This is a genomic window from Pseudomonas sp. Sample_10 (assembly GCF_004321495.1).
GTDB lineage: Bacteria > Pseudomonadota > Gammaproteobacteria > Pseudomonadales > Pseudomonadaceae > Aquipseudomonas.
Genome location: NZ_RCOE01000107.1, coordinates 16,403 through 33,220, shown reverse-complemented (window position 1 = coordinate 33,220; position 16,818 = coordinate 16,403). Strand labels below are relative to the sequence as shown.

Sequence of the window (16,818 nt, the reverse complement as noted above, 5' to 3'; positions counted from 1 at the left end):
CGATGTTCAAGGTCGTGAGGTCGGACTACATCGAATTTTGCCTAAGAGTAAGGTTATCCACACCATGATGGTGATAGTTAAACAGTAGAAAAAAGGTAGAGAGCACGCTGCTCCTCTGGACACCATGGATTACGTGGCCTCCAGTATCACGGGGGGAATGCAACCCCGATAAAGCGGAACGTAACCCCGACGGCCCGGAATGCAACCCCGAAGCAGGCGGAACGCAACCCCTATAGTCAAGCGGGTTAAAGGCGCGTCCACACGGCTTGCTCTATCCCTTTAGTGCTGAGCTCGACTCTTCCGGCCGCAATGACCTCGACGCGCTCCAGTTCCTGCATGGCAGCATCCAGTGAAGTCCTGAATTTGCGCATTGGACTGGAATACTGAAAGCGGTTCTTCAACCAAACGAGCTGGAAGCGCTGCACAGACTCACTCGAAGTCGCGACTAGGCGCTGCAGGGCCTTGGCCATATCTTGGCCTTTACGAATGCGTAGCCGCTTCTCCCAATCGATTAAGGCGTACTCTCGATTACGGTACAGAAAACACCACCTTGGATCGATACGAACGGTGTAGCTCTCTCGCTCAGGATCGTACATAAACTTATCAATCAGATGCAGTGATTCTGCTCTGCCAACCTCAAGCTTCGGCCTACCGTCCTTCGTCACCTCGACGATTAGCATGGCAAAACTCAACGCCTTCATCGTTCGATGCAACCACTGATATTCATAATTTCCCGTTTGCCTGCCAATTGCACGCAGCAAACGGGCGCGATTAATAGGCACAGCATCACCAAGTGGTGCTTTGATCGCTTCGTGCATCAACTGCATCCAAACATCGGCTTGAGCCTCATCTAATTGCTCCCCCCAAAAAGTGAGGACCGCATCCTTACGGCTGACCAACACGGTTTCCTTGTGCATTTTCTTACCTCCGCGAGCCACCGGGGCGAACAAGCTGGAGCGGGCAATATGATTCGGCATTGCACGACAGAATTCATTGAGGCCGGGCAGAAACAAGAGGGAAGGTGGTGGTGCTACAGCGGGCCTAGGCGGGGCGGACTTTCGTAGTTGTTCCACCCGATCAGAAAGGGAACCACGTGAGTTCATTTGGCGAAGCTGCGCTGCTTAGCTATCTGCACGGCTTTAGTAGGACGCCCCATTCAGGCGCGCTCATGTTCCGCTCCATACTTAACAAACTCACCATCGACAACATGCTTCGCCAACCATGCCTTGACATCCTCTACACGCCACAGCAAACGCTTAGTGCCTGGCAGACGGCAGATTGGCGGTAGAGCTTGAGGGTTACGAGTAACGTCGCTACGGATGCTTGCGACGGATTTTTGTAAAAAGACAGAAAGCTGATCGACAGTGAGTAAGGCTTGCATTGGTTGGCACTCGTATGAGCCTGAGCAGATTAGTGCTCATCGCTGCATTGGTTTGCGAATGCCGTCAGGTTCGAACAATACTGCGATAGACTCACGGTAAGGATTTCAAGTATTTCTTACCACTCGCTACCGCCCTACCGGTCCCATCCCTGAGAGGCTCTGCTGACATCGCGACCGATCCTCACACTGTTTAGCAGCGGGGGTCTGTAGTGGAAGCTTGAGTAGCCTAATGCCGCCGTGAGGTTGAGAACGGGATAGGATTATCCTATTCGACGCAGCCTGACGAATGACGGTTGCATGTTAATTTTTTCCTCCTACAATGTAGCTAAGAAAAATTAACATCAGGAGCTGTGCATGCAGGCCGAAGATTTTCAAACCATTATTCGAGATGACGATAAGGTCCGGGCAGCTCTGAGTCAGATGGACCTCAGCAAGGAACAAATTTCTCAGATTGCAAGATCTGCTCTCTCCGCCAGGGCAGAATATTTGGAGGGCATCGACCCGAAAAATGCACCGGGGCAGAAAGCTTATATGGCGGGCGTAAGGCAGCTTCGTTTGGAGCTTCTGCCTAGCGGCTGGAAATCGGCAAGATATAACAACATCGAAATGGTTGTTAATCACGAGCTAGGGCTGATGCTTGGCTTTCAGAACGTTGACATGGCTTGCCAAGCGAGCTCTCCACGCGCGATATCTGAGCGGGGTCCAGGAACAAGAGATCTGGTTGCTCGATCCTATGAAACTGATCTTTTTCAGTCGGAGGTCCTTCCAACTAACGTGTATCAGGCCGGGGATCGCCCGGTAATCTGGTTCGTGTGTGTAGCTGCAACCACTGATTCACTTCAGGTTGAGGTATCCCGCCCCAAACCATTTGATGGCGATCAGTTCGATGGATTTTTTAACCGTATCTATGTCTTGGATGAAAAACTAGATACGCCTGCAGCAGCACAAACAGACACAGAAGGGTTGGACGATATTGAAATAAATATCTCCAAAAAGGCAAATGGCGACTCTTAACTTAAATCGCCTCGCTTTGGCCAGAAAGCGGAGGCAGCTAACAAAGAAACAATTAGCGGAACTGGCTGGTGTTTCACATGTAACTCTCACACGAATTGATAAGGGAGACACCCAGCATCCTAGCGAGGATACAGTGACGGCCTTGGCAAAGGCTCTGGGCTATCCAGTGAGCTTTTTTTATCAGGATGATGTCGAGGAATTACAAACTGAACAGGTCAGCTTTCGCAGCCTGTCAACGATGACCATTCGGCAGCGCGATGCAGCGCTATCCAGTGGAGCGATCGGCTATATGTTCAATGACTGGGTTGCCAGTCGCTTTAACCTTCCCGAGCCCGATCTTCCTGAGTTGAGGGTAGAGGATCCAGAGTCCGCTGCTGCTGCTATTCGTAGGCATTGGGGGATAGGATTCAAACCCATTCCTAACTTGATCAAGCTACTGGAAGCAAAAGGGGTTCGGGTATTCACTCTGTCGGAGGGAAAAGATGTTGATGCCTTTTCTTTCTGGCGAGATGGTGTTCCCTACATATTCTTGAACACAATGAAATCTGCTGAGCGAAGTCGGTTCGATGCAGCTCATGAGCTTGGTCATCTACTTTTGCATGTGCACGGATATCATGAAGGGCGCGAGGTTGAGAGAGAAGCAGATCAGTTCGCCTCGCACTTTCTCATTCCGCGAGAGGACCTCATTGCAAACCTGCATCAGGTGAGCTCTCTTGCTCAACTTATTGCTAGTAAAGGTCGCTGGGGTGTGTCGCTTGCTGCGCTTACTCGCACGTCCAAAGATGCTGGTTTAGTGACGGAGTGGCACTACAGAGAGTTATGCAAACAAATGGGAACTCTTGGGTACAGGAAGAGCGAACCTGAATCGAGACCACGGGAAAGCTCAGTACTCTGGAAGAAGGTTTTGGAGGAGTTATGGAGAGAACGGCTCACTAAAGAAAGCATTGCGGAGCAGCTTCATTTACCGTTGGATGAGGTCGACTCGCTTTTACGAGGCGTTCTCGGTGTAAAAATGATGACAGAACCCGAAAAAATCAAGCCTTCGCTACGAGTTGTATAGCTCTATCTATTCGAGCATTCAGCACGGAGCTCGTAATATGTAGTTCCTATTACCCTCCCCCCAATTAACTCGAACCAAGCCCGGCAATCACTGCCGGGCTTTTTTGTTATGCCTTCAAAATCATCAGAGCAGTTGCTCACCACTATTAAGGGATAGTGATGTACTGATCTGCACCGGCTGAATAATCTATCAGTGCAGGAGTTAGGGTTCTAGCCTTGTGAGTAACGAGGAAATCACTGTTCATACGCGAAAGAAACCTCACAAGGTACAAACCGGGTTCAGCGACTTGAAAAATGTAGTTAATTTCGTATGTTTCGCTGGGACCAATATCCACATATCCGCCTACCCACTCTGTCTCGCCTTTGAAGCGAGTATCTCCTAGGCTACGACTGTGGCTGAAGACTGGAGATCCACTCTGGAAATCGACCTTCGTAATCGACAGCACTCGCTTCTCCAAATTGAGGCGCGCAAAGTCAGTACCTTGATTTATCATGGTTACTGCGACTTCAACGGTTGTCGCAACCGTGGGGGACGGATGGATTTTCGTTTGCAGACGAATACCAATGTGGGGCGCGAGACTAGTTTTCTGCTTGAGATCCTGCAAAGTTAGTTCTGCTATCTCCCCTTCGCGCTTAACTGCATAGGTGCTCCAGCAGGCCCAGGCACCAATTGCGATGGCTGCCAATACAGAAGTGAAATTCAATGCTATCTGGCTGTACTGATGCAAAGACTCTGTGGTACTGCGGTTTTCTTCTCTTGGTGGTGACATTATTAGTCGACAAACTCGTAAAAATTATGATCGCTAGTCTAGCATTGGAGGACGGGGAACCCGGCTTCAGCCGCTACCGTCGCACCTATCTGTAAAGTCACATCTGAGTGACTTTCAAAATATCTATGAAGGGTATGCACTAAGACCAAACGCACGCGTGGACACCCGCCTCATCAGGCATCGTAACTCTAAGTATCCATGCCCAATGAGGTTGTTTGGCGTCTACCCCTAGGCACAAAACTGGCACACCCAGAGTGCATCACACTGCAAAAAAGCGCTCAAAGACGCTTAAATATCCAGTAGCACAACTCATTGATTCAAAAAATAAATATTAACAATCCCTTTTAAAATCAAGTACTCAGCGATCTAGCAATCAATGCAGTTGCACTGCAAAGGGCCGACGGGGAAGGTTTCGCGGATGAGGCCGGGGTGTTGGGACATCGGGGTCTGCTCGGTAAACGGGGACGGGTAATGTTCGCACACATCAGTATCCCGCCAGTGTCTGCGATGTGTAATGTGAAATATTCCCTACCCCAGAACCCCCAGTTCCTTGGCCCGGGCAACGGCCTGTGTACGGCGCTCGACCCCCAGTTTGCTGTTGATATGGCTGGCGTGGGTCTTGACTGTGTGCAGGGAAATAAACAACTGGTCGCTGATTTCCTGATTCGAACAGCCTTGGGCAATCAGTCGAAGCACAGCCAATTCGCGCGTGCTCAGTTGTTCGGCGGCAGGAGCCGGGTCCAGCACCTGACGCGCAGGCGGAGCAGGAAGTTTCTCTGTCAGGCTCTGTATGACTTCAGTCGTCGCGCATAGCTGCAATTGGCCACGCAACCACTCCGGATACCCTGCCATCAAACCTTCGAACGATTGCAGTATGCCCCCGCCAGCGGCGTCCAATGCCTGGATCAGCGCCTTGCGGGCCTCGGGCTCGCGGCCGGTGGTGAGCAACAGCGACACTTTTTGCGTCAGCGCCATCGCGCTGAGCATCTGCCGCCCGGTTTGCTGACCCTGCTCGAGCAAGACATTCAAACGCCCCTCGGCCAGCATCGGCTGACCCTGTATAACCTCAAGCAGGGCTTGTTGCAGTTCGATATGCAACGGCAATTGCGGATGGAATTCCGGTGGCGCTGCAGCATGCTCGCCATTGTAGGTTTGCCCCAGTCGCGCCAGCCAGGCTTCGGCAAGATCTGTGCGCCCCTGCGCCAGCCAGAGTTCGCATTTGACCAAGGTGATCATCGCCAGATAGTAGATCGGCGGCACGTCCCAGATGTGCATCAGGCGTTCGGCTTCAGCCAGTTCGGCAAAGGCCTTGGCAAACTCGCCGCTGCTGCCTTCGAGCCGGGCGATGACACAATGGCCGATCAACACGCTGATGTCGCGACAGGCGCGAGCCTCGTTCAAGCCCACCTGCAAACGCGCTCTCGCCGCGTGTGGTTGCAAGCGCAGAGCCAGCAGAAACCCTTCGTACAAGGTCAGCCGGGCGCGGATGGCATAGAGCCGTTGCGGTGACAAACCTTGCAAACGCTGCAGCCCTTGGCGAACTTCGGCAAGGGCGCGCAGGACTTCCCCGCGCGCCTGCAATACACGGGCACGGTCATAATGGGCCAGCGCTTCGAACAGTGGGTTGCCGACCCGTTGTGCCAACTCCAGAGAAGCGCGATTCAACCCGCGCGCACGCCACAGGTCGCCGTCGGCAATGGCCAGGTTGGACAATGTCGAAAGACACATCAGCCGCTGGCCGTAACGCTTGCAGGGAAGGCTTTCGAGTGCCTCTGTGCAATAGAGCAGCGTGAGCTCACGGTTGCCACGCCCGCGAGCGATGATCCCGCTCAGGGCCAGCCATTGCGCCAGCATCGACTTCTGCGCGGTAGCCGACGGGGCCGGCAGGAAACGGCTCAGATGACTGGCCAACTCCTCGGCAGCATCCAGTTGGCAGGCCAGTCCCAACGCCCAGCTGTAGAGCACGATCAAACGCGGCGTGCTGATCAGCAGGCTGTCGGGCAAGTCCATTTTCCAGCGCAGCAGCATGCCGACATTCTGTTCGGCGAGCAGCTGTTCCTCCGAAAGGTTTTGCACCAGGTTTGCCGCAACGTCCAGATGCCCGGCACGCAATGCCTGTTCCACCGCTTCATCCAGAAGCCCCTGGGCATTGAACCAGCGACAGGCACGCAAATGCAGGGTGGCGGCGGGCACCATCGTCTGTGCAGTGGGCCGGGTACGCAACAGATCCGAAAACAGGTGGTGATAACGGTACCAGTGGCCATGCTCGTCCAACGGCACCAGGAATACCTGGTGCGCCGCCAGAAAGCGCAGGATCTCGGCGCTGTCATGGGCGTCGCGAACGGCGTCGCACAACTCACTGCAGAAGCGTTCCTGAGGGGCGGTGTCGTAGAGAAAAGCCTGGACCTCGGCGGGCAGGCAATCGATGACTTCCTCAAGCAGATAATCGCGGATCAGACCTTCCCCGCCATTAAGCGCCTGGGGTAAAGCACCGTCGGTACCGGCCTCGGAGGCTGCCAGCAGCCAGAATCGCAAGCCGGCTACCCAGCCTTCACTGCGCTGGATGAGGTTTTCCATCGCCTCGCCACGCAGTGAACTGCTGTGCCGGTCGAGCAGACTCAGGGCCTCATCGTGGGTCAACCGCAGGTCCTGTTCGTGCAACTCAAGCAGTTGCCGTGACAGGCGAAGCCGCGCCAGATGCCAATCCGGGCGCTGGCGACTGGTGACCATCACCAGCAAACCATCGGGAAGATGATTGAGGAAAAACTGCAGGCAGCGATCCAGAACCGGCCCCTGGGCCAGATGATAATCATCCAGCACCAGCAGCAATGGCGTGGCGGTCGACAAGTGCACGGCCAGTTCGTCGAGCAAGCCGTCCAGCCATTCTTCGAAGGCGAACGGTTGATGACGTTGACGCATTTTCAGCAAACCGAGGGATTGCCTGCCCAGCTGCGGGAAATAGTCTTGAAGGCCTTCGAGCAATCGCTCGAGGAATCGTCCCGGATCACTGTCTCGCGGGCTCAGGCCCAACCACAGACTTTGCCAATGCGCCGGCAATGCCTGACAAAACTCTATCGCCAATGAACTCTTGCCGAACCCCGCCGGTGCACTGACCAACAGCAACCGGCCACCGAGCCCCGCACTCAGACGCTCGCACAGTCGAGGTCGCAGCACATGGCCGTCGGGCAATGGCGGTCGGAAAAAACGCCCGTCCAGCGCAGCGACAGCGACGCTTGCGGGAGCGGGTGGTGGGGACAGATCAGTCATGGCCGGCTCTTGTTTGAATTGCGGGTGGCGGCGTTGCAGATGTCCGCAGACTAGCTGTAAACGAAGAGGGAATGAAGGTTATTGCTACAAATGGCTACAAAAAGTCTACACACAAGAAAACGCCCCGAACCAGTCGGGGCGTTTGCAGAGGATGCGGCCTCGTTTCAGCGCTCGTTAGCGAACACCATCCTGACGCAATGCCGCCGGGGTGAAGTCGCTGGTGGTGGCAGTAAAGCCGAAGTCATACGCCGACTTCTCTTCGTTCTTCATGCCCAGCGCCAGGTAACGGCCAGATTGCAGGTCGTACAAGGCTTCCAGGGCGTACCACGGCACTTGCTTGTCGTAGTAGTTCTCGGCATGAGCCTCGGCGACGCGCCACAGTTGGCCGCGACCGTCGTAGTGATCGATCACCGCCGCTTGCCAGGTGTCTTCGTCGATGTAGAAGTCACGCTTGGCGTAGATGTGGCGCTGACCTTCCTTCAGCGTTGCAACGATATGCCACACACGACGCAGTTCGTACCGCGCAAGGTCCTGGTTGATGTGGCCGGCCTTGATGATGTCGGCGTACTTCAGTTTCGGATCGTCGAGCTTGTAGGCGTTGGAGGCGATGTACATCTCTTTCTTGCCTTCAAGCTTCCAGTCGTAGCGGTCCGGGGCACCGTTGTACATGTCCAGGTTGTCGGAGGTACGCAGGCCGTCGGCAGCAGTACCCGGGCCGTCATAGGACACTTGTGGCGCACGACGCACACGACGCTGGCCGGCGTTGTAGACCCACGCCGAACGCGGTTCTTTCACCTGGTCGAGGGTTTCGTGCACCAGCAGCACACCACCGGCCAGACGTGCCGGGGCAGTCACTTTCTGCTTGAAGTAGAACAGGATGTTGCCCGGGTTGGCCGGATCGTAGTCCTTCATCTTGTCACGGAACACGAACTGGTCCTGGAAGTACACCAGGCTGAACGAGCCGTTTGGCTGTGGCGTGGCCTGGGTGACCAGACGGGTCACGCTACCACCGCGATAACGGGTGATGTGGTTCCAGATCACTTCAACGCCGCTCTTCGGAATCGGGAACGGAATCGCCGTTTCGAAGTTTTCCAGGCCGTTGCCGCCGGAAACGAGCTTGGTGTTGGTGGCGTTCTTCTTGATGGCGGCGAACACTTCATCCGGCACGGTGGCACCGCGATGGGTCGGGTAGACCGGCATCTTGAAGGTTTCCGGGTAGCGCTTGAACATCGCGTACTGACCCGGCGCGAGCTTTGCCTTGTACTGGTCGACGTTCTGCGCGGTGATGGTGAACAGTGGCTTTTCACCTGGGTACGGATCGGACAGGAAGCCTTTGCTGTCGACACTGCCAGCATTCTTTGGCAGCGGCTTCCAGGCAGAAATCGAACCGTCGGCATTACCTGCCATTTCGGCGCCCATCGGGGTCAGGCTCTTGCCCAGCTTGTCCGCTTCGGCGGCCGGGACCGCCGCCATGACGCCGGTTGCCAACAGCGAAAGCCCCAGGACACCGATGTGAAACAGACTCTTGGTTATTTTCATTTTTGTGTTCGTCCTGAAAATACAGTGCTTAGAAGTTCACGCCGAAGCTGAGCGCAACGAAGTCGCGATCATCCACAGTGGTGTACTTGCCGTCGAAGAAGTTGGTGTACGCCAGGCTTGCGGTGTAGGTGTTCTGGTACTCGGCATCGACGCCCAGGCTGACCGCTTTGCGACCTTCCTCGAAGTTGCCGCCAGGACCAGGCGAGTAGCCGTCAACGTCGTGGGACCAGGCCACGTTAGGCTTGAGGTTCACACCAGCGAACACGTCGTTGTATTCCCAGATGGCACGACCGCGATAACCCCAGGAGGTGGCCGTGGTGAAGCCATCGTCGTTGCAGTTACGGGCGACGTTGTTGGTCGGGGTACCCGGGCCGGCACCGTTGATGGTGCTGGTGTTGAGGGCCACACAGGTGTTGGCACCGCCAGTGGCAGGCAGCTCGCCAGGACCGTAGACCGGATCACGGCCATAACGAACGTCGGAAGTGCTTTCCAGGCCGCCAACGTGGGTGACGCCCACTTCGCCCACCAGGGTCAGACGGCTGGCGCCCATGACCTGATCAAAGAAGTGCGTCAGGGTGGTCTGGAACTGGGTCACTTCCTTGCGGCGATAGCCGTGCAAGTCCTGGCCCGGTACACCGGTCAGCAGCGAAGCATTGGTCAGCGCGCCGCCCAACGGACGCACACCGGCGAACAGGATGTCGGTGGAGTTGAGCTGCACCGGTGCGTTCGGACGGTAGCTGACCTCACCGCTCCACGCCGTACCGGTAGGCAGGGTGGTGGAGAAGCTCAGGCCATAGAGGCGGATGTCTTCCGGATACTCGACGAAATAGCTCGAGTTACCCGCGACGATCAGTGGCGCCAGTGCACGGAAGGCTGCCGGCAGGGCCGCTGCGCCGGCATAGACCGATGCTGGGGCACCGGTGGCGCTGAAGATCGGCGCACGGCTGTGGTAGTTCATGAAATAGGCACCGAACTCGGTGTCCAGCGGCTCGAACATGTATTTGAGCGACGCGCCCCACTGGCCGCTGTCACGTGCATCGCGATCCGCACCACGGCGAACCAGCACACCTTCGTTGTCTACGTTGACGCCCAGACGGGTCAGCGTAGGCAGAGCCGCGGCCGGAATGGTCGAACGTTTGTTCAGCACGCGCAGGTTATTGTCGCAACCGTCGGCAATGATGTCCGGTTGGGAGAAGAAGGTGCCGCAGTTGTCGACGACAGTCTGGTCCCACTCGAGCTGGTAGAAGGCTTCCGCCGACAGGTTGTCGGTGAGGCTCTGGGACACATAGAACATGTTGACCGGGATCAGGCCTTCCTTGACCTCGGCGCCTGGTCGACGGAACGCGGACACGTCGATCGGGTTGATCGAGTTGATGCCGCTGCCGATGAAAGTACTTTCACCCCAGCTCACTACCTGCTTGCCCAGACGAACCGAGCCCGGCTGATCGGCAACCGAGTAGTTGTGGTAGACGAATGCATCGAGGATCTGACCGCCAGACGACTTGGCGCCTTCTTTGCGGTTGCTGTCGCTGATGTCCTTGAACGGACGGCTTTCGTCCTTGAGTTCAAAGTCGTACCAGTATTTGCCACGGACGAAAACGCCAGTGTCGCCGTACTTCAACTCAAGGTCATGGATACCCTTGAAGATCTTCGAGAAGGTCTCGCCGCTCTTGAAGTTCAGGTGCCCGTCATCGGAGGTCTGGGACAGGCCACGGCCGCCGTTGTTGACGCCGATGAGGTTCTTGTTGGCGCTTTCGGTAGACCAGCTCGCGCCGATCGACAGGGAAGAGTCGAACTGACCTTCGATTTCACCAACGTTGAAACTGACGCCGAATGCAGGCCCGGCGAGCGTAGAGGCAAGGCTGACGGCCAGAGGCAGTTTAGCCCGGCGCCAGAACTGGTTTACTGATGTCATCGACGCTACTCCATGTGCATTTTATTGTTATGGCAGTGAGCACTTTTAAAAACGCTTGGATAACAGGGAGCCACGGCATCCCAAAGTCACTCCAAAGTTGCATCGCCCCGGTTTGTGCGTTTGCCCCGTTCTTAAAAATCCTTGAGCGGACTATAGCCAGCAGGTAGTAGTGCTTGATCCCTCTAAAGTGTGATTTGCAGCTGCCAGCCACTCTGGAACAGTCCTTTGCCAAGCCGACACCTGTCGGCACGGCAAGAATGGCTGAAATTTCGGATTTGACAAGCCAAGCGCTTGCTTGGTGGGGCTGGCGTGCCTTTTCGGGCACGCCGCAAGAGACTTAAAGCGTCGAAAGGAAGGTGCTGTTGGTGGCCTGCCATTCGGTGATGTCGACGCGAATTTTCTTCTTGTCGAGTTTGCCGACACTGGTCTTGGGAATTTCAGTAACAAGGGCGATCTGACTCGGGATCGCCCACTTGCTCAAGTGCCCCAGTTCGACAAATGGCTTGAGGTGTTCCTTGAGTTCCCGCGCCCCGATCACATGGCCTTCGCGTACCACCAGCAAGGCAAACGGACGCTCGCCCCATTGCGGGTCGGCGATCCCCACCACTGCTACTTCGCGTACCGCTGCATGGCGGCTGATCAGGTCTTCCAGGTCAAGCGAGGAGATCCACTCGCCGCCGGTCTTGATCACGTCTTTGATCCGGTCGCGGATATCGATCACGCCCATGCTGTCGAGCGTTGCCACGTCACCGGTATGCAACCAGCCCCCGGCCCACAGCTCGGCGCCCTTCTGCGGCTCGTTGAAATAGCCTTCGGTGAGCCACGGCGCGCGCAGCACCAGCTCCCCTTGAGTTTCGCCGTCGGCCGGCAGGAAGTTGCCTTCGGCATCGACAATCGCCGCTTCGACCAATGGCCCGGGCACACCGGCCTTGATCCGGTAGGTGGTGCGTTCATCCTCGGAGCCGGCCATCAATTCGTCGTTGAGGTGCGCACAGGACACCAGCGGTCCGGTTTCCGACATGCCATAGGCGGCAGTCAACTGGATGCCCTTGGCCTTCGCGGCTTCGTACAGCGTACGGTTCAGCGCGCTGCCGCCAATGACGATTTTCCAGCCGGCGAAGTCGGTGTTTTGTGCCGCCTTGGCATTGAGGACCATTTGCAGGATGGTGGGCACACAATGCGAGAAGGAGACCTTTTCCTTGCGCCACAGCTCCACCAGGAACTCCGGGTCATAGCGGCCCGGATAGACCTGTTTGAGCCCAAGCATGGTCGCCACGTAAGGCAGCCCCCACGCGTGGACGTGAAACATCGGGGTGATCGGCATGTACACGTCGTTGGTGCCCAGCAGGCGCACGCTGTCGATGGCGCCCATGATCGTCGACACGCCCATGGTGTGCAGCACCAGTTGTCGATGGCTGAAGTACACGCCCTTGGGATTGCCGGTGGTGCCGGTGGTGTAGAACGTGGTCGCCACCGAGTTCTCGTCGAAGTCCTGGAAGTCGTACTGCGGGCTCGCGGCGGCCAGCAATTGCTCGTACTCACCCACAAGATTGGGCAGGTCCGCGGTTTTTTCCGGCAGGTCGGTCAGCAGCAAGGTTTTCTCGACCGTGGTCAGATGACCGGCAATCGCGTTGTACAACCCCACGAACTCGCTGTTGACCAGGACAAAGCGGTCCACGGCATGGTTCATGGTATAGAGGATCTGTTCCGGCGACAGACGCACGTTGATGGTGTGGATCACTGCACCGATCATCGGAATGGCGAACATGCATTCCAGATACCGATGGCTGTCCCAATCCATGACCGCCACGGTGTCCCCGGGCTTGACCCCGGCGGCCGTCAATACGTTGGCCAGCCGCGCGACCCGTTCGATCAGGGTCGGATAGCTGTAGCGCAACTGGTCGCGGTAAACGATCTCGCGGGTTTTCTCATAACGCGCGCCTGACATGAGCAGCCGTTTGATCAGCAGCGGATACTGGTAAGCGCCTTCGGCTGGGGGGATAACGCGTGTCTGCAACATAAGAATCCCTTTTCTGACTGCACGGTCGTGGCTGTTAAGTACGCACTGTAGTGCGCCTGAACGCCAGCCAAATCAGCCAAAGGAATGATTTGCAGGGCCGCGCAAATGCTAGCGTTGCGCCAGCATTTGCCGGTGTTTGAAGACCGTTACAATCAGTGCATCTCGGTAAATGCCAGCTTCACGCCGATGGCGATCAGTACCGCGCCCATGGTTCGGTCGAACCAGTGACCCATGCGGGCGAACCCGGCACGCACACGTTGCTGGCTGAACAACATGGCCACCAGGCAGAACCAGATCGCCGTCGCCACTGCCAGGTACACCCCGTAACCGGCCTGTACCGCCAGCGGCGTGTGCGGGTTGATCACGACGGTGAACAACGACAGGAAAAACAGCGTGGCTTTCGGATTCAGGCCGTTGGTCACGAAGCCCGAGGTGAAGGCGCCGCGAGCGGTGCGCTCGCCCGCTTCCTTGTGCAAATCGTCAGTCACCGCTTTGGCAGGTTTTGCCCGCAATGCCTTGAAGCCGATGTACAAAAGGTAAGCGGCGGCGGCCCATTTCAGGGCGTTGAACAGCATGATCGATTGGGAAACGATCAAGCCGATACCCAGCAGGGAATACCCCACATGCAGGAAAATTGCCGTACCGACACCCAGCGCTGTCCAGGTGCCCGCGCGACGACCGTGAGTGACGCTTTCACGCACCACCACGGCAAAGTCCGGGCCAGGGCTGGCCACAGCCAGCAAGTGGATCAAGGCAACGGTCAAGAACTCGGTCCAGTACATGAGGGCTCCTTAGGCCAAGCGTAACTATTTATTTCATCTGGTAGGCTCGGCAGATTACGCCTTCAGTTCATTGCACAAAAGGTACAGTTGATGACGAACACTCGCCGCGCCGTTTTCCTTGACCACCCATCCCTCGATCTGGGCGACCTTGATCTCAAGCCACTACGGGACTGCTTCAGTGAGTTACAGCTGTACTCGCAGACTTTGCCGGATCAAGTGATCGATCACCTTAAGGGCGCTACCGTGGCGATCAGTAACAAAATCCTGATTGATGCCGCGGCCATGGCTGCCAGCCCCGAGCTGAAGCTGATCCTGATCACCGCCACCGGCACCAACAACGTCGATCTTGCGGCCGCCCGTGCCCACGGCATTACCGTGTGCAATTGTCAGGGTTACGGCACACCGTCCGTGGCGCAACACACGATCATGCTGCTGCTCAATTTGGCGACGCGTCTGGCCGACTATCAAAAAGCCGTGGGCGAAGGTCGCTGGCAGCAGGCCCGGCAGTTCTGCCTGCTGGACTACCCGATCGTCGAACTGGAAGGCAAAACCCTCGGCTTGCTCGGCCATGGCGAATTGGGCGGTGCCGTCGCTCGGCTGGCCGAAGCGTTCGGCATGCGTGTGTTGCTGGGCCAGATTCCGGGGCGCCCTGCCCGCCCGGATCGTTTGCCGCTGGACGAGCTGCTGCCGCAAGTCGACGCGTTGACCCTGCACTGCCCGCTCAACGAGCACACCCGCCATTTCATTGGAGCCCGTGAATTGGCCTCGATGAAGCCCGGCGCTTTTGTGGTCAACACCGCTCGCGGTGGCCTGATCGACGAACAGGCCCTGGCCGACGCGTTGCGCAAGGGTCACCTCGGCGGTGCCGCTACCGATGTGCTGAGTGTCGAACCGCCCGTCAACGGCAATCCGCTGCTGGCCAATGACATCCCGCGCTTGATTGTCACACCGCACAACGCCTGGGGCAGTCGCGAGGCACGCCAGCGCATCGTCGGCCAAGTCACTGAAAACGCCCTCGCCTACTTCAGCGGTAAGGCGCTGCGGGTCGTCAGTTGATAGACTGCGACACTTTTTTTCACAGGAGCAGTTATGGATCCGCGCAGTGAAGTACTGCTTCGTCAGGCTGAATTATTCCAGGGGCCAGTCTTGTTGGCCGGTCTTCCCGCCGACGATTTGCTGGGCCGCCTGCCCGACGCTCGCGGTTGGTGCTGGCATGCGGGTGATCAAGCCGCGCTGGACGCGCGTTTCGCCGAGCGCAGCGATTTTGGCGTACACGTGCCGGAACACCCGTTTGACGCCGCCGTGGTGTTTTTGCCCAAGTCCAAGGATTTGACCGACTACATCCTCAACGCCTTGGCCTCGCGGCTGGCGGGCCGCGAGCTGTACCTGGTGGGCGAGAAAAAAAGCGGCATCGAGGGCGCCGCCAAACAACTCAATCCGTTCGGCAAGCCGCGCAAACTCGACAGCGCGCGACACTGCCAGCTGTGGCTGGTGACTGTGGCCAATGCGCCTGCAGCCAAACCGTTGGAAAGCCTCGCCCAGACCTACGAACTGCCACTGGCTGAAGGCCCGCTCAAAGTCATCAGCCTGCCGGGCGTGTTCAGCCATGGTCGATTGGATCGCGGCAGCGCACTGCTGCTGGAGCATCTGGACAAACTGCCCAGTGGTCACCTGTTGGACTTCGGTTGCGGTGCAGGTGTTTTAGGCGCCGCGGTAAAACGGCGCTATCCGCACAATCAGGTGACAATGCTCGACGTCGACGCGTTCGCCGCCGCCAGCAGTCGCCTGACGTTAGCCGCCAACGGTCTGGAAGCCGAAGTGATTACCGGCGACGGCATCGACGCTGCACCGATGGGTTTGAGTGCGATCCTGAGCAACCCGCCCTTCCATGTCGGCGTGCACACCGATTACTTCGCCACCGAGAATTTGCTGCGAAAAGCAGCCAAACATCTGAAAAATGGTGGCGAACTTCGCTTGGTAGCCAATAGCTTCCTGAAGTATCAACCATTGATCGAAGAGCACCTTGGCGTGTGCGCCATCAAGGCCGAAGGTCAGGGTTTTAGGATCTACCGAGCCAAACGCGGGTAGAAATTTGTACTTGCCGAATGGATTTTGCCTAGGCAGAATCCGCTCCGTCCTAGGGGAGTAGTCTCCCACGAGCGCCATGCTCGTCCGGCATACGTCAACATACTTGGTCCTCAGACCATGGCGTATGCGACCCAAGCGTCCGCATCAGACGGATCGCAGGGTTTGACAAGACCTATGACACGCACACCTTACCCGGGGCGGGAAGGCTGTACGTGTCATAGCCGTGTCGACCCGCCCCTTAGGAAAACCCCTGATGCTGGATTCATTGCTCGTTCCCACCGCAATCGTTGCCTTGGCCGAAATTGGCGACAAGACGCAACTGCTCGCGCTCATTCTCGCTGCCCGTTTCCGCAAGCCTTGGCCGATCATCGCCGGCATCGTTGCCGCGACCCTTGCCAACCACGCGGCAGCCGGCGCGGTTGGCGCATGGGTGGGCAGCTTCTTCTCGGATACGTTGCTGCACTGGATCCTCGCAATCAGCTTCGCCGCCACCGCTTTGTGGACCCTGGTGCCAGACAAGATGGATGACGACGAAGCCAGCACCGCCCGCAAGTTCGGGCCGTTCCTGACGACGTTGATCGCGTTCTTTCTCGCGGAAATCGGTGACAAGACCCAGATCGCGACCGTGATGCTGGCTGCGCAATATCCGGAATTGTGGCTGGTGATCATTGGCACCACCCTGGGCATGTTGATTGCCAACGTGCCGGTGGTCTTGGCGGGTAACTTCGCTGCAGACAAACTGCCGTTGACCCTGATTCGCCGCTTGGCTGCGTCGGCGTTCTTCATTCTGGCGATTGTTGCGGTATACAAGGCGATGCAGGCTAGCGGATGGGTTTGACGCGGTAGGCAATCATTGTGGCGAGGGAGCTGGCTCCCGCTGGGCTGCCTGGCAGCCCCAAACCAGATGATCGCGTGTTGTCAGATTCGACGCGTCATCCGGATTTACGACTGCTGCGCAGCCGGGCGGGAGCCAGCTCCCTCGC

12 protein-coding genes and 1 riboswitch are annotated in these 16,818 nt (G+C 57.3%); of the genes, 5 read left to right on the top strand and 7 right to left on the bottom strand.

Going from position 1 to position 16,818, the window contains the following annotated elements:
* Window positions 1–245 precede the first annotated feature (245 nt).
* Window positions 246–1,103, bottom strand: a complete 858-nt coding sequence (gene trfA, locus D8U18_RS09535) for a plasmid replication initiator TrfA (RefSeq protein WP_131107501.1) — start codon at window positions 1,101–1,103, stop codon at window positions 246–248.
* A gap of 632 nt (window positions 1,104–1,735) precedes the next feature.
* Here trfA and D8U18_RS09525 point away from each other — a divergent pair.
* Together D8U18_RS09525 and D8U18_RS09520 are read left to right on the top strand one after the other, a co-directional pair.
* Window positions 1,736–2,395, top strand: a complete 660-nt coding sequence (locus D8U18_RS09525; protein WP_131107499.1) for a hypothetical protein — start codon at window positions 1,736–1,738, stop codon at window positions 2,393–2,395.
* On the top strand, window positions 2,382–3,455 hold the full coding sequence (locus D8U18_RS09520; protein WP_131107498.1) for an ImmA/IrrE family metallo-endopeptidase: 1,074 nt from the start codon (window positions 2,382–2,384) through the stop codon (window positions 3,453–3,455). The genes D8U18_RS09525 and D8U18_RS09520 overlap by 14 nt, the downstream gene beginning before the upstream one ends.
* A gap of 145 nt (window positions 3,456–3,600) precedes the next feature.
* Here D8U18_RS09520 and D8U18_RS09515 read toward each other — a convergent pair whose 3' ends face one another.
* From D8U18_RS09515 to D8U18_RS09490, 6 genes are all read right to left on the bottom strand, one after another.
* A complete protein-coding gene (locus D8U18_RS09515) occupies window positions 3,601–4,224 on the bottom strand; it encodes a hypothetical protein (protein WP_131107497.1) in 624 nt (207 codons plus the stop codon).
* A gap of 528 nt (window positions 4,225–4,752) precedes the next feature.
* Window positions 4,753–7,491 carry a LuxR C-terminal-related transcriptional regulator gene (locus tag D8U18_RS09510; RefSeq protein WP_131107496.1) on the bottom strand — a complete coding sequence of 913 codons (2,739 nt, stop codon included), beginning with the start codon at window positions 7,489–7,491 and terminating at the stop codon, window positions 4,753–4,755.
* 174 nt (window positions 7,492–7,665) lie between these two features.
* Window positions 7,666–9,030: a DUF1329 domain-containing protein gene (locus D8U18_RS09505; protein ID WP_056853237.1), complete on the bottom strand. Its 1,365-nt coding sequence runs from the start codon at window positions 9,028–9,030 to the stop codon at window positions 7,666–7,668.
* 28 nt (window positions 9,031–9,058) lie between these two features.
* Window positions 9,059–10,945, bottom strand: a complete 1,887-nt coding sequence (locus tag D8U18_RS09500) for a DUF1302 domain-containing protein (protein ID WP_056853238.1) — start codon at window positions 10,943–10,945, stop codon at window positions 9,059–9,061.
* Window positions 10,946–11,282: 337 nt separating this feature from the next.
* Entirely contained in the window at window positions 11,283–12,965 is a 1,683-nt protein-coding gene (locus D8U18_RS09495; protein ID WP_056853239.1) for a fatty acid--CoA ligase, read from the bottom strand.
* Between the two features lie 152 nt (window positions 12,966–13,117).
* Complete coding sequence (locus D8U18_RS09490; RefSeq protein ID WP_056853240.1) at window positions 13,118–13,747, bottom strand: LysE family transporter; 630 nt, start codon at window positions 13,745–13,747, stop codon at window positions 13,118–13,120.
* Window positions 13,748–13,837: 90 nt separating this feature from the next.
* Here D8U18_RS09490 and D8U18_RS09485 point away from each other — a divergent pair, with 90 nt between their 5' ends.
* The 3 genes from D8U18_RS09485 to D8U18_RS09475 all read left to right on the top strand — a co-directional run bounded on the left by D8U18_RS09485 (window position 13,838) and on the right by D8U18_RS09475 (window position 16,673).
* The gene (locus tag D8U18_RS09485) at window positions 13,838–14,803 is read left to right on the top strand and encodes a 2-hydroxyacid dehydrogenase (protein ID WP_056853241.1); all 966 of its coding nucleotides are present in this window, start codon (window positions 13,838–13,840) and stop codon (window positions 14,801–14,803) included.
* A 33-nt stretch (window positions 14,804–14,836) separates the two neighbouring features.
* Entirely contained in the window at window positions 14,837–15,835 is a 999-nt protein-coding gene (locus D8U18_RS09480) for a class I SAM-dependent methyltransferase (protein ID WP_056853242.1), read from the top strand.
* A 40-nt stretch (window positions 15,836–15,875) separates the two neighbouring features.
* Window positions 15,876–15,998: riboswitch (yybP-ykoY riboswitch) on the top strand.
* Window positions 15,999–16,088: 90 nt separating this feature from the next.
* Entirely contained in the window at window positions 16,089–16,673 is a 585-nt protein-coding gene (locus tag D8U18_RS09475) for a TMEM165/GDT1 family protein (RefSeq protein WP_056853243.1), read from the top strand.
* Window positions 16,674–16,818: the final 145 nt, after the last annotated feature.